Source organism: Paenibacillus agri, assembly GCF_013359945.1.
Taxonomy (GTDB): Bacteria; Bacillota; Bacilli; order Paenibacillales; family Paenibacillaceae; genus Paenibacillus_AQ; species Paenibacillus_AQ agri.
Genome location: NZ_JABWCS010000202.1, coordinates 103,798 through 117,142, shown reverse-complemented (window position 1 = coordinate 117,142; position 13,345 = coordinate 103,798). Strand labels below are relative to the sequence as shown.

Below are 13,345 nucleotides of genomic sequence, written 5' to 3'. Positions count from 1 at the left end.
TTAACGTGCAAAAATATAGGTAGAATACTGGGGATACCTGTCGATAACACTTTTTTATTGTCGAAAGAACGCTGTAACTTTATAGACCCAACCAACCGATATTTATAAATAGGGTAAAAAAATCCATTCCATTAGATATGAATATAGATATCATTTTTTGGACGCGAGGGACTTATGAGACAAGAAGAGAAAAAAACAATTCGTGCGGCTATACTGGGGGCGCTGCTGTTCCTTCTGATTCAGATTTTTCATTCATCGTTAAATCTGGATGAGGACTGGTCCTTGCTGGCAGCGTTATACCTTATTGCAGGCTGCTGCAGTGTTGCTTTCGGGTTTGCAATTTTTGCACAGGGCTGGCTATTTTTCTCGAACAGATTGTCCAAAGCGAGACTCTACGCCTCTGCGCTATTTTTAGGCGTGTGCATCTTTGATTTCCTGCATACGCTCAGCTTTGTCGGCATTCCCTGGATATCTTCCTACATAAGCTCTGATGAATCATTGTGGCTGCTGACCTCATCGCGTCTGGCCAGTGCCCTTGGCATCTTGTTTATTTTTAGCAGAAAAGCTCCTGCCGTCTCCTATTCTCATAAAAGCAGATTGTTTCGGGTGTCTCTTGTGCTCATTGTGCTGTCCCTGAGTGTATTTTTTTTCGGAAGAACTATATTTCCTCAACTGCTGACGGATGCCGGTGAGAGCACGTTGAAACAAATTGTAGATATTGCCGTGCTTATTCTCTATTTGATAGGCGTGGTCGCGATACTCTTTCCAGATAAGCAGGAGAAATCCGCATCCTTGTTGATTATCATCCGGTCGCTGATTTTCTTCGCTCTTGGGCAAACGTTCTATATGTATCCTCTTCACCTCGGCGATGTGGATTATCTGTTCGGGATGATCTGCGGAGTCGTGGCCTATTATTTCCTGCTTACCGGGGTTTATCGGCTGACGATTGAAGAGCCCTACCATGAGAAGCAGCAGATTGAAGCCCGGATCAATTATCTGGCCTTTCATGATGACCTGACGGGACTGCCGAACAGGCGCCGTCTGATGCAGCGCGTAGAAGAAATGATCAAGAACACGAACAAGGACGAGGCCAGGAGTCTCTCTGCAGTCGCCATTTTGAATATTAATCATTTTAAAAATATCAATGACTCTTTGGGTCATTTTGCCGGGGATCTGCTTCTCCAGATGGTTTCCCAGCGTATCAGTTCCGAGGTCAAGTCCCATGAAGAGCTCTTTAGCATGGGAGCAGATGAGTTTGCTTTTCTGATGAAGGAGAAGGCCAGCCTGGAGGACAGTCTGGTTAGGGCCAGGGAGCTGCTGGGGCTGTTTGAGACGCCGGTTAATCTGGAATCGAGTGAATATCATATTTCTCTGAGTCTGGGCCTAAGCATTTACCCGGGGGATGGAGAGACGGCTGAACAATTGATCCAGAATGCGGATACTGCCGTGCATAATGCTAAGGAGCAGGGCGTAGATATAAGGCGCTACATACCGGCTATGCAGATGAAGGCCAAGGAGCGCTTGAAGCTGGAGAATGATCTGCGGAGAGCGCTGGAGCGGGATGAGTTCTACCTGGTCTATCAACCTCAGGTACAGCTTGAAACGGAAGAAATCGTGGGCATGGAGGCGCTGCTGCGCTGGAATCACCCCAAGCGCGGGCTAGTTTCCCCGGCGGACTTCATACCGATTGCAGAAGAGAGTGGACTCATTGTACCCATAGGGGAATGGGTCCTGCGGACAGCCTGCTTACAAAATAAGAAATGGCAAGAGGCAGGCTACCGGCCCATCTGTGTGTCCATTAACTTGTCGATGCGCCAGTTCCTGCAGCCCAATCTGGCCGGCAAGATCGGAAGCATTTTATCAGAAATCGGGCTGGACCCAAGTTATGTGGATCTTGAGATTACGGAGAGCATGACCTTGGACAAGGAGACAGCATTCGAACAGCTAAAACGGCTCAAGGAGCTTGGTGTGTTCATCAGCATTGACGATTTCGGTACAGGCTACAGCTCTTTGCATTACCTCAAGAATATGCCGATTGACCGGCTGAAGATTGACCGCTCCTTCGTGGCTGAAGTGATGGAGGACAGCAACAATGCGGCCATCGTCTCGACCATTACGTCCATGGCTCACCACCTGAAGCTCAAAGTCACCGCCGAAGGCGTAGAGAATCAGGAACAGCTGCAATTTCTGCGCCAGCAGCGCTGCCATGAGGGGCAGGGTTTTCTGTTCAGCAAGCCGATCCGGGCGGCGGAGTTTGAGGTCTCTTTTCTCCAGTCCTCGATGCTGGGTATGCCGCACTGATTCCATAAATTTCAACTTAGGCATATCCAAGTATTGCATTTCAGGCTAAAGAATGATAAGATATCTCTTGTATTAAATTTTCTGTTGCGGGTGTAGTTCAATGGTAGAACTTCAGCCTTCCAAGCTGATAGCGTGGGTTCGATTCCCATCACCCGCTCCAACATTTAAATTAACCAAACCCTTGCGCTGCAAGGGTTTTTTGTTGTGTATAAGCGATATTGTCAGATTACCTTTAGTGTTTTTGTTTAATATTCTCAATTTCACATGTTATAAATAGAACGCATTAAATATTACAATGTAATTTCTCTGAGATGTTATAAATATAAAATAACAGGATTTATTCCTGTTATTTTTATTGGAATCTCTTCTTTTCTAAATATAACTGGAAAATCTCCTGTTAATTACCGCGTTATTAGATCATTACGGGAAAAAAGAGATTATTAACTGGAGTAATTCCCTTTATTTATGAGGAATAAGTTGAAAGGTAACAATTAACGGTATATTTTCCTGTTATATAAGAACGGTGGTTGCCTCTGATGAATATCCTTATTTCATGTTTTTGCTTGATCATGATTTCACGGAGAAGCAAACCCGATCATTAAATGATGTTTGTACATTTTTAATCGGCGGCTTTCAGAGCAAACTGCGGAAAGAGATGAGCAAATGGATACCTTTCATCGGGAGAAGATAGAGGATATAAAAAGACGCAATGAACTATTTTCAGTTCCTGACGATTACTTACTAAAGGGTTCTGCGCCAACACTTGAGGAATTTGCATCACTTGTGAAATTAATAGCGCCGATTGATGTTAATCCACTTTATCTTTTAAAGTCACTCCAAATGCAAGGGATGTATGTCACTCTTTGTGAACATTTGTTAAATACGAAATAAGGAAGAGGGCTTGCAGCTTCACAGGGCAGGCTCTTTTTGTACACATATATTTGAATGGAGAGTCAGCGATTATGCCATTTTTCTGTGACACAGCGCTGTCTGATGAAGCTTTAATTTCAAAGGAGGATTGCTTATTTTCTTTCCCATTGGAAAAACTTTAAATTAGGGCATACTTCATTGTGGTTTCACAACAAGGTTTCTCTAGACCCACTCGCTATTTGTCTGTTAAGTTTTACTTAATCCTGGAAAAAAGGTTGTGAAGCTCTTGAATGGTTCGAAGACGGCTTTCCTATCTGTGCTTAGCAACACATTCATTGTTTCGTTAAAACTTGTTATCGGAATAGTTACAGGGTCTGTAGCCATTATTTCGGAAGCGATCCACTCCGCGCTGGATTTAGTTGCTTCGTTGATTGCTTTTGTTTCGGTGCGGATTTCGGCGCGTTCTGCGGATAAAGGACATCCGTATGGCCACGGCAAAGTAGAGAACATATCAGGCACAGTTGAAACGTTACTTATTTTTGTAGCTGGAATCTGGATTATTTATGAGTGTGTGCATAAAATAATGAACCCGACGGAAATCGCATTTCCCTTCTTGGGCATCCTTGTTATGGTTGTTGGGGGTGGCGTCAATTTCGTGGTCTCTCTGAAGGTTAAGAAGAAGGCTGAAGAGCTTCATTCTGTGGCGATGAAATCAAATGCGCTGCATCTGCTTACTGATGTTTTCACATCTTTGGGCGTTGCATTCAGTTTATTATTGGTTACCCTCACGGGATGGACGATACTGGATCCGGTGATCGGGATTGTTTTGGCCCTGTATATTATGAGAGAAGCCTTCAAGCTGCTCAAGGAATCATTTCCTCCTTTGATTGACGCGCGATTAGCAGAGGAAGAGGAGAGCGAAATTATGCGTCTCATTGAAACCTTCAAAGAGAGATATATTGAGTTTCATGATTTTCGCACCCGCAGATCGGGTCCGGAGGAGTATGTGGATTTCCACTTGGTGATCCCTTCCACAATGGATGTTAAAACTGCACATCAGCTATGCGACGAAATTGAACAAAGCATTAAAGCAACATTCGTGCGTGCCCAGGTGATGATTCACATTGAACCAGAGCATGAAAGGCTGGCCGGCCAACCGCTTTAATTTAGAGACAGCTTCCAGTTTAAACGCTGAGGCAATACTGTATTAAGCTCTACCGCCTGTTCATAATGACTGGCCCATCTGACGAATGACGTGCTATATAAGACGAACGTAAGAACTGAACGTAAGAACCGAATGTAAGAACGAACGTAAGAACGAACGTAAGAACTAAGCATAAGAACCGAATGTAAGAACGAACGTAAGAACTAAGCATAAGAACCGAATGTATGAACGAACGTAAGAACGAACGTAAGAACGAACGTAAGAACGAACGTAAGAACGAACGTAAGAACGAACGTAAGAACTGAACATAAGAACCGAACGTATGGCTCAGTCGTCACTACTGCGGAATGTTTGGATTTCCGGCTGCTGTTGTCTCCGGATTTTTTTCTATTGTACTGCTGTTTGCGGTTGAAATTTGGAGACAGTCTATCTTCCGATGCGGGCTTTCATTCGGAAAGCTTATAGGTGGTCGCTACCGCTCCAACAGTTCCAAATTTCCCTCTTTGTTCCTTCTCGCTTTTTGTTACTTTTTTTGTTCGGCTTATTTAGTAGTTAAGAAAAAATAGACTTATATAAGTATCGAAGTAATTAACGGCATTTTTGTACCTTAAATCCTCTGGAGCTAAGGATTAGTGGAGATTAAGTGCAATATTGTACCTTAAATCTTCCAGAATCCCCGTCTAGCGTACATTTTTGAAAAAATAAGATACAATAATGCCCTTATTTCCCTCATTTGCCTATATTGAAGAAAAATAAGGTACAAAAATGCCGTTAGTTGGGAAGGTTGTTCCTCTTTTAACTTAAGATGACTGGTGAAGGGAAATATATCGCCTCTAGCACTTGAAATTTTGTCGACAGTCTATGTTTCGGTGCTAGCTCCTATGGAAAGCTTTCAGGTTAGCGCTTTGCGACCACAGCTCCAAACGTCCCCCTTGCCCCGAATGGGTTGAACCGGGAAATAGTAGTGTTTAGTATTTACACATTGTTCCAAAAACGCTAAAATAGAGTCTTGAATGATGTTCGCCTTCCAGTTAAAGGAATGAATCCTAGGAGATATACGATGAAAAACAAATATTTAACCTTACTGATAGCCCTACTTACCCTAATTTTGGTCTTCGGACAACCTGGTTACATTGAGGCGCAGACTGGTAACGTAATTGATAGTGAAACCAGAGATAGACTGACAGAACAATATGGGCTCGAACAGCCAGAAATTTCACATAGTAGTGGAATTGATATTGGAATAAGTGATCCTTTCCCATTCTTTATTAGCATATCTAAAATCGCTGTGAATCCATATGCCTTTATGGTCCAAAAGCTGATACATCATTGGGTTTACTGAGGGGATAAGCGCCTACAGCCCCATATGATCATTCACTTCGTTATCGCAAAAAAGCCCGGCCTCTTTTAATGGGAGGTCGGGCTTTAACGTTATTGTCCTTATACTGTTTTCAAAAACTCAACAATGGTCAGCAGACCTTTATCGAAGTTCTCCAGGTTGAAATGCTCATCTGGTGCATGCAGGTTCTCGTCGTCAAGGCCAAAGCCCATCAATACCACCGGCGCTTCCAGTACGCGGGCGAAGCTCTCCATGATTGGAATGGAGCCGCCGTCTTTGGTGAATAGCGCCCGGGTTCCGTACACTTTACCGTAGGCATCAGCTGCGGTTTGCAGAATCGGATGTGAAGGATCACTATTGAAGGCGCGTGCCTTCTCCATTTGCTTCACATGAACCTTCGCACCAGCTTGAATGTTAGCCTTCAGGTGAGCCTCGATGACATCGAGTGCGTGCTGCGGATCTTGGTCACCTACGAGACGGCAGGTGATTTTGGCATGTGCCTCTTTAGGGATGACCGTCTTGCTGCCTTCGCCTTGGAAGCCACCGTATACACCATTTAGTTCAAGCGTAGGCCGAGCGCCAATCCGCTCTACGAAGCTGTATCCTTCTTCGCCGTACAGTGAATCCAGTCCAAGTCCTTCTCTGATCTTGTTCTCATCTACACCTTGCTTGGCGAACTCTTCGCGCAGCAGAGGGGACAATTCCGGAACGCCTTCGTAGAAGCCTTTAACTGCGACGCGTCCTTTATCGTCATGGAGGCTAGTCAGCAGCGATACGAGGGCATGCAGGGCATTTGGAACGCCGCCGCCGTACGAGCCGGAGTGCAGGTCGGTTAGAGCAGTCGTTACAGTGACTTCCAGCGAGCAGAGCCCGCGCAATCCTGTGCAAATAGCCGGACGGCCACGTTCCAGCAACGAGGTATCCGAGACAAGTACAGCATCTGCTGCAAGCTTCTCTTTGTTAGCTTCGAGGAATGGTGGAAGATTCGCACTGCCGATCTCTTCCTCGCCCTCGATGCAGAGCTTGATGTTAACCGGGAGAGTGCCTTCTTCCTTCAGGATGGCCTCAATCGCCTTAATGTGCAGGAAGACTTGACCTTTATCGTCTGTTGCACCACGGGCAAACAGCTTGCCGTCGCGGATTTCCGGTTCAAATGGTGGGGTTGTCCATAGATTCAGCGGATCTACTGGTTGTACATCATAATGGCCATAGACCAGGATGGTCGGCTTGCCCGGCGCATGAAGGTAATCGGCATAGATGACAGGGTGTCCGTCAGTGGGATGAAGCTCAATGTTCTCCAGCCCGGCCCGTTTCAATGTATCCAGCAACCAGTGTGCCGCCGCCAAAACATCATCCTTATGCGCAGACAAGGCAGAGATGCTGGGAATGGTAAGCCACTGCTTTAACTCGTCGAGATGAGCCTCCCGGTGAGTTTGAAAATAAGATTCGTACGACATAGTGATATGTACCTCCTTAAAATGTATGCCCGCACGACGGGCTTAAGGTCTAGCCAGAGGGTCAACGAACCGAGAGTCTAGTCTTTACTGCCGTTCTTAGAATGCGTGCTACAGGAAACATTATACTGGAGAACGCCAAAGTGAGCAAAAAGGATTGCAAAATGCAGCCCGCCCCGCTTATTTTCCTTGCTGCCGCGCCTCTTGCCGCTTCTCTCCAGATTATTGATTACTAAGCAGTAACCATGATAGACTGGGTTAACCTATAGGCGAATTGCTGTACAAGCTACAGACTGCAAGTTGTATGGAGGGTAACCAGAACGATTATATGAACAGAGGATGGGACGATTTTGCATAAAGAGGTTATAACACCTGCATTTATCTATACTTACGCCAGCTCAGCGGATGAAGAGTCCCTGTGCGCGATGGAGCTGCGCTGCTTGTTTGGGCAGAACGTGGGCCCATCTATTTTTGCCAGCGATATTGAAGTGGACGTCAGCCGCAGTCCCTTTGTTAAGGAACGGATTGATGTGATGTATACGGGCGACAGCTTGCCCGAGATCTATGAACAAACGGAACAGGTGCAGGTAGGGGAGAAGACGTTTAAAGTTATTTTCGTCAAGACCAACGATCTGACAGCTGCGAATAAAATCGAATATGATGAACGCAGAGGAATTGAACGGGAAATCGGCTTACGCATAGAGGGTGAAGCAGATGTGAATGCTCCTGAGTTAGTCTACGGCATTGTCACCTTGGGCGGACGCTGGTACTTCGGGCCGTACCATAAGAATAACGCGGATTGGTTCCGTCATATGAAAAAACCCCGCAGCTACTCCATTGCGCTCAGCACACGTGTGGCCCGGGCAGCGATTAACATGGGGATTCCAGACCCGCAGGGCATTAAGGCGATTGATCCTTGCTGCGGAATTGGTACGGTTATGGTAGAGGCCTTATCTATGGGGATCGATATTGTCGGCCGGGATATCAATCCGATGATTGCCACCGGAGCGAGAACGAACATTGCTCATTTTGGATACAGCAGTGAAGTTACCCTGGGGGATATCGCCGATATTCAGGACCACTATGATGTTGCATTCGTAGACATGCCTTATAATCTGTATTCGAGCATTACACCGGAAGAACAATTCTCCATTCTTACCAACGCCCGGCGGATTGCAGATCGTGCCGTGATTGTGGCGATTGAGGCCATGGATGAAATGATTACCGATGCGGGATTTACGATTAAGGACCGCTGTATTGCTAAAAAGGCGGGCTTCTCCCGTCACATCATGCTCTGCCAATAGACTATATCCTGCGGGTAAAATCTAAGGAAAGAGGGATTATCCATGGAACCTAAATGGTTATCCTGGGCTAAAGAGATCCAGGCGATTGCCCAGACAGGTCTTGCTTATGCTAAAGATGTGTATGACATAGAGCGTTATCAGGCGCTCCGTGAGCTGAGTGTGGATATTCTGGCCCAATATTCTTTTGAGAGCAAGGAGAAGATCAGGCTGGCTTTTGCAGGAGAGGAGGGCTATTGCACGCCCAAAGTGGATATTCGGGGTGTAGTGTTCCGCGAGGACAAGATTCTGCTCGTCCGGGAGAAGCTGGATGGCAAATGGGCGCTTCCTGGAGGCTGGGCGGATATTGCTTTTTCCCCGAGCGAGGTGGTCGTCAAGGAGATTGCTGAAGAAGCGGGCTTTCAGACCGAGGCCGTCCGCTTACTAGCTGTATTGGATAAAAAGTTTCATCAGCATCCGCCGGAACCTTACCATATCTACAAGCTGTTCATCCTCTGCCGAATTACCGGCGGTGAGGCTGCCGTAGGCGTAGAGACCAGCGGGGTTGCTTTCTTTGGGGCGGACGAGCTGCCAGAGCTTTCGGAAGAGCGGAACACGGAGGCTCAATTGCAGACGATGTTTGAATATTTGCACAATCCTGACAAGGCAGTCATTTTGGACTAGGAGTCATGCATATAATGTATGACTTCCCGGTGTATATACGTTTCGAATACCGGAAAGAATGGTTAATATTCATTATGTAAGCACTTACAATTTAAAAACCCGCTGAGCCTTTATATCTAAAAAAAGACTAAAATTTTTACTTTTTGGGCCAGGCGGTCTACATTTTTTCCTCTGCTGTGACGATAGATATTTTAGGAGGGGATCGCATGGAACAAGAAGAATTGAGACTTCCGTTGCAACAGGAGGGTGTGAAACGTCCTGCGGAAGGCAATATTGCTACCGGGCTATTATGGGGCCTTCTGATCAGCATCCCGCTATGGATTTCGGTCTTTGGCTGGATTATGGGCATTTGGCGTTAGAACCAGCACAGAGGACACACTTATTCTATAACTTTAGCCGCATATAACAAAGGCTGCACCTTCGAACCGAAGAGAGCAGCCTTTTTGGTGTTTTTAGAGGGAGTGAGATGGTGAGTAGACGACTTTAAAGTTCTCACACAGGACCATTATCCCGGTGTCAAAAGCTACATTCCAGAACTCGGCCTCCCGAGAGAAGAAATCCTCATGGACAGCGCGCCAATAGTCCAGTGTCCGGTCGCCTTCCCCCTCGGTAAAGGCAAATTCCTCACCAACCTCGTTAAAGGGGAGAATGTCCACCTTTGTGGTTAGAATCACCGCTTTCGGCTGGCCTAGCCCGTTCAGGAGAATAGCTTGGTCTCCAACGCGAGGAGGTGTTCCCCCTTCAAGCTCATACATTGCATAGTTAGAGGATGTTCCTGTCTTGATTCCCCGCAGCACGAGATCCAGGAGCTCGTCGGCCATCTCCGGGCTATCGCCGAAGGCCCAGGCCACATAGTGATCACCAGCTTCGGGATGTACGCGGAGATACTCTTGCCAAAATTGCTCGATCTGTTCAGTGTTATTCATAGTATTCACTCCAGTTGTTATATAGGGTCTTTCCGCGGGCTAGAGATGGAGGGAAGACGACTTTACTTGCAGCCGTCTCTTTATTGCATCTTATCTTATCGCATCTTAGCCTATCGTATCGCATCATATCGCATCTTATCGTCTCTTATCGAATCGCATCGTAACATATCGTCTCTTAACATATCTTATTGTATCTATCCTATATCGCAAATCGCATCCAATAACGCCCTGCTTCAACGCTTGGGTTCAGTGTCTTTAAAAACACAGTGTGCTCAGCGGCTTGTGTCAGATTGCAATCAGAGCTGCTGTGTTACTCAACAGCACCTTCAGCGGCTTCCATCCAGGCGGAGTAGAGCTCATCCAGCTTCTCCTGCGCAGCATCCCGTTCCTGTTGGAGCTCTGTGAGCGCAGTGACATCGTTGCCGATTAGCGGGTCCATCATCCGGGCATCGATATCTCCGAGCACTTGTTCCGCAGCAGCAATGTCCTGTTCCCAGGCAGCTTGAGAACGAGCAGGGCGAGAAGCGCCTGCGCCTCCGGATCTCTTCTTCCCGGAGCCTTTAGTTCCGGCACCGCCTGTTTGTGGTGGAACCAATCTGGAGCCGTTGTGTTTGCCAGAAGTACTGGCATCCCTATCCGTTGCTCGCTGTGACGAGCCAGCAGCATTCTTGCCTGTTGCCGTAAGGTCTTGCTGCGACACACCAGCAGAGGCTGCTAGTTCAGCCTGCTTCTCTTTGTAGTATTCATAGTTCCCCTGGAAGACATGGAACCGGCCGTTTTCAATGCACCACAGCTTGCGGAAGCAGCGGTTAATGAAGTAACGGTCATGGGAGACGGCCAATACGGTTCCCGGGAATTCCTCAAGCGCTTCTTCCAGCGCTTCACGGGAATCGATATCAAGATGGTTAGTGGGCTCATCGAGAATCAGCAGATTCGGGCGGCGGTGCATCAGTACCGCGAACCGCAGCCTGGTCCATTCGCCGCCAGACAGGTTCGCAATGTCTTTGAACACATCGCTTCCGTAGAAAAGGAAGCGGGCAAGCTGCCCGCGGGCTTCGCCTTCCTCGAGTCCTGCTTCTTCCCGGAAATACCGGAGTACGGATTGTCCCCCGTCACCAGGAACGGCTTCCTGGGCGAGATAACCGACTGCGGCCCGGGAACCCAGAGTGCAGCTGCCGCTGTCCGGAGTTTCTTCCCCGAGAACCATTCGCAGCAGCGTGCTTTTCCCTGCGCCATTGCCGCCAATGAGGGCTGTTGTTTCGCCGTATCGCAGGACTTCACTGGCTTCCTTGAACAGTAGGCGTTCGCCGTAAGACTTGGCAACCCGGTCCAAGATGAGCGCCTGATTCCCGGAGCGGTCATTCTGCTCCAGCTGCAAATCCATGGTTCTGCGCTCCAGAATCGGGCGCTTCACCTTGACCATCCGATCGAGAGCCTTCTGCATGGAAGCAGCCCGGCGGTGGAAGCCTGGGTTAGGTGGATTGGAACGGTTGCCCCATTCTATCAGGCGTTTGATGCTTTCCTGCATTTGCTTAATTTTCTTCTGTTGCTCCTGATAATCCGCAAACTGCTGGAGCAGGCGTGTTTCTTTTTCTTTTTGATAGTCACTGTAATTCGTGTGATAGGTGATGGCTTCACCATCTTCAATCTCGATCACCTTCTTCACCAGCGCATCCAGGAAGTAACGGTCATGGGAAATCGCGAGAATGGTGCCATCATAGTCCTGCAAGAATTGCTCCAACCATTCGATGGCCGCCATGTCCAAATGGTTGGTTGGCTCATCGAGCAGCAGCACATCAGGACGACGCAGGAGCAGCTCAGCCAGGCCGACCTTGGTTTTCTCCCCTCCAGAGAGGGAGGTGAAAAGACGGTCGTACTGCTCAGGTTGAATGCCTAGCCCCGCAGACACGCGCTGAATGTTGGCTTCGATCTCATAGCCTCCAGCATTTTCGAACTTGTCCTGAAGGCTGCCGTATTCCCGAAGCAGCCGGTTCCAGTGGGCTTCATCGATTTCAGCATTCAGTAGGGACATCTCCTGCTCCAGTTCCCGCAAGCGGTGCTGCCATTGCAGCGTCTCGGCAAAGCTGCGCTGCAGAATGTCATATACCGTGTCACTTTCCTGAAAATCTTGAATCTGTGACAGCATGCCAACGACACTGCCTTTGCGGATCGAGATTTGTCCCTGATCCGGGCGTTCTCCGCCACTGAGAAGGTGGAAGAGCGTGGTTTTGCCACAGCCATTGCGGCCGATGAGGCCGATTTTCTCGCCTTGACGTATTTCAAAGGTAATGCTATTTAGCACGAGCTCAGCACCGTGGTATTTTTGGACATTTTGACATTGAATAATCATGGGTATTCTCCTTTTAGAACACCCTTCATCCGCCGTTACACCAATACAAAAAGACCGCAGGAAAATATCCCCGCGGTCTTGTCATCTCCGATAATTATATCCGTTCGGGTGATGGCAGGAAGGGCATTTCGCAATTGTGTAGTGTTATTGAGTTCTTGAAAATGGACAGACTTCTCCCGTTGTTGACATTTTCATTAACGATGCCAGCCATTGCCAAAGGCAGCCGGCTAATAACACTGTTGGTCCAATTGCGATCCATCCTACCACACCTCCTTTTTTTGCAAATTTACATTAATAGTAATCAATTCGTCTGAAATAAGCAAGCCTAAAATTGCATATTCCTGGTTATTACCTCGAATGATTGCCGAAATTCCTAATAATATGAGTATATGACGGAAGGTGGTCGTCAAATTACAGGACAGAAATGGGGAAGGGCCTATGGCACTTTTTGACGGAATATTGGGCAATGCTTCACAGGTGGATCTGGCGGCAGTGCGCAAGGAATATGGTCAGATTCTGATCCTTGATGAAAAGATTGAGCGAGCCTACAAGCTGGTACGGGATATGTTTATTTTTACAGATAAACGGCTCATTCTGGTGGATAAGCAAGGGATGACCGGGAAGAAAACGGAGTATCATTCTGTCCCTTACAAAAGCATCTCCCATTACTCGGTGGAGACCGCGGGACATCTGGATCTGGATGCCGAGCTATGCCTTTACATTTCCAGCAGCACAATTCCTATTAAGAAGACGTTCAACAAAAACGTAAATATTTATGAGGTGCAGTCGGTCCTGTCGCAGTATATTTTGAAGTAGTTTATGAGCGCTTGACGTACCGATGGGAACGTAAGATAATCGTTGGAACAAACCTGCTACTGTAGCAGGGAATAATCGGCGATGTACAATTTAACAAAACGTCTGCACCAGCGGCAAAACGGCTCTTGTCCCATTCGGGATGAGATAGCCGTTTTTCTTA

General features: G+C 47.4%; 12 protein-coding genes and 1 tRNA gene. 9 read left to right on the top strand and 4 right to left on the bottom strand.

Features of this window, described 5'->3' with window-relative positions; all coding sequences use genetic code 11:
- The first annotated feature begins 174 nt into the window (after positions 1–174).
- The 5 genes from HPT30_RS09700 (at position 175) to HPT30_RS09680 (ending at position 5,678) form a co-directional block, all read left to right on the top strand.
- Positions 175–2,301: a putative bifunctional diguanylate cyclase/phosphodiesterase gene (locus HPT30_RS09700; RefSeq protein WP_175371194.1), complete on the top strand. Its 2,127-nt coding sequence runs from the start codon at positions 175–177 to the stop codon at positions 2,299–2,301.
- Between the two features lie 86 nt (positions 2,302–2,387).
- Positions 2,388–2,461 (top strand) — tRNA-Gly (locus tag HPT30_RS09695).
- Between the two features lie 503 nt (positions 2,462–2,964).
- Positions 2,965–3,192: a hypothetical protein gene (locus HPT30_RS09690; RefSeq protein WP_175371193.1), complete on the top strand. Its 228-nt coding sequence runs from the start codon at positions 2,965–2,967 to the stop codon at positions 3,190–3,192.
- Positions 3,193–3,457: 265 nt separating this feature from the next.
- Positions 3,458–4,336, top strand: coding sequence for a cation diffusion facilitator family transporter (locus HPT30_RS09685; RefSeq protein WP_175371217.1), 879 nt, complete (start codon positions 3,458–3,460; stop codon positions 4,334–4,336).
- 1,060 nt (positions 4,337–5,396) lie between these two features.
- Entirely contained in the window at positions 5,397–5,678 is a 282-nt protein-coding gene (locus HPT30_RS09680) for a hypothetical protein (RefSeq protein WP_175371192.1), read from the top strand.
- A 98-nt stretch (positions 5,679–5,776) separates the two neighbouring features.
- Here HPT30_RS09680 and HPT30_RS09675 read toward each other — a convergent pair whose 3' ends face one another.
- Entirely contained in the window at positions 5,777–7,132 is a 1,356-nt protein-coding gene (locus HPT30_RS09675; RefSeq protein WP_175371191.1) for a dipeptidase, read from the bottom strand.
- Positions 7,133–7,479: 347 nt separating this feature from the next.
- On the opposite strand from HPT30_RS09675, the gene HPT30_RS09670 reads away from it, so the two are divergent.
- The 3 genes from HPT30_RS09670 to HPT30_RS09660 all read left to right on the top strand — a co-directional run bounded on the left by HPT30_RS09670 (position 7,480) and on the right by HPT30_RS09660 (position 9,452).
- A complete protein-coding gene (locus HPT30_RS09670; RefSeq protein ID WP_246317003.1) occupies positions 7,480–8,433 on the top strand; it encodes a TRM11 family SAM-dependent methyltransferase in 954 nt (317 codons plus the stop codon).
- Between the two features lie 42 nt (positions 8,434–8,475).
- A complete protein-coding gene (locus HPT30_RS09665) occupies positions 8,476–9,093 on the top strand; it encodes an NUDIX hydrolase (protein WP_175371190.1) in 618 nt (205 codons plus the stop codon).
- A gap of 206 nt (positions 9,094–9,299) precedes the next feature.
- Complete coding sequence (locus tag HPT30_RS09660) at positions 9,300–9,452, top strand: hypothetical protein (RefSeq protein ID WP_175371189.1); 153 nt, start codon at positions 9,300–9,302, stop codon at positions 9,450–9,452.
- A 93-nt stretch (positions 9,453–9,545) separates the two neighbouring features.
- On the opposite strand, the gene HPT30_RS09655 is transcribed toward HPT30_RS09660, so the two are convergent.
- The 3 genes from HPT30_RS09655 to HPT30_RS09645 all read right to left on the bottom strand — a co-directional run bounded on the left by HPT30_RS09655 (position 9,546) and on the right by HPT30_RS09645 (position 12,628).
- Positions 9,546–10,019 (bottom strand): ASCH domain-containing protein, encoded by a 474-nt coding sequence (locus HPT30_RS09655; RefSeq protein WP_175371188.1) that lies wholly within the window; start codon positions 10,017–10,019, stop codon positions 9,546–9,548.
- Positions 10,020–10,329: 310 nt separating this feature from the next.
- The gene (gene abc-f, locus HPT30_RS09650; protein ID WP_175371187.1) at positions 10,330–12,369 is read right to left on the bottom strand and encodes a ribosomal protection-like ABC-F family protein; all 2,040 of its coding nucleotides are present in this window, start codon (positions 12,367–12,369) and stop codon (positions 10,330–10,332) included.
- 94 nt (positions 12,370–12,463) lie between these two features.
- Complete coding sequence (locus HPT30_RS09645; RefSeq protein WP_175371186.1) at positions 12,464–12,628, bottom strand: hypothetical protein; 165 nt, start codon at positions 12,626–12,628, stop codon at positions 12,464–12,466.
- Between the two features lie 179 nt (positions 12,629–12,807).
- Here HPT30_RS09645 and HPT30_RS09640 point away from each other — a divergent pair, with 179 nt between their 5' ends.
- Positions 12,808–13,185, top strand: a complete 378-nt coding sequence (locus HPT30_RS09640) for a PH domain-containing protein (protein WP_066373304.1) — start codon at positions 12,808–12,810, stop codon at positions 13,183–13,185.
- Positions 13,186–13,345: the final 160 nt, after the last annotated feature.

What these genes read in the sequence shown, in the direction of transcription:
- HPT30_RS09655 (WP_175371188.1), bottom strand. Translation starts at nt 10,019, where the DNA reads ATGAATAACACTGAACAGATCGAGCAATTTTGGCAAGAGTATCTCCGC.
- HPT30_RS09675 (WP_175371191.1), bottom strand. Translation starts at nt 7,132, where the DNA reads ATGTCGTACGAATCTTATTTTCAAACTCACCGGGAGGCTCATCTCGAC.
- HPT30_RS09660 (WP_175371189.1), top strand. Translation starts at nt 9,300, where the DNA reads ATGGAACAAGAAGAATTGAGACTTCCGTTGCAACAGGAGGGTGTGAAA.
- abc-f (WP_175371187.1), bottom strand. Translation starts at nt 12,369, where the DNA reads ATGATTATTCAATGTCAAAATGTCCAAAAATACCACGGTGCTGAGCTC.
- HPT30_RS09700 (WP_175371194.1), top strand. Translation starts at nt 175, where the DNA reads ATGAGACAAGAAGAGAAAAAAACAATTCGTGCGGCTATACTGGGGGCG.
- HPT30_RS09665 (WP_175371190.1), top strand. Translation starts at nt 8,476, where the DNA reads ATGGAACCTAAATGGTTATCCTGGGCTAAAGAGATCCAGGCGATTGCC.
- HPT30_RS09690 (WP_175371193.1), top strand. Translation starts at nt 2,965, where the DNA reads ATGGATACCTTTCATCGGGAGAAGATAGAGGATATAAAAAGACGCAAT.
- HPT30_RS09645 (WP_175371186.1), bottom strand. Translation starts at nt 12,628, where the DNA reads ATGGATCGCAATTGGACCAACAGTGTTATTAGCCGGCTGCCTTTGGCA.
- HPT30_RS09680 (WP_175371192.1), top strand. Translation starts at nt 5,397, where the DNA reads ATGAAAAACAAATATTTAACCTTACTGATAGCCCTACTTACCCTAATT.
- HPT30_RS09640 (WP_066373304.1), top strand. Translation starts at nt 12,808, where the DNA reads ATGGCACTTTTTGACGGAATATTGGGCAATGCTTCACAGGTGGATCTG.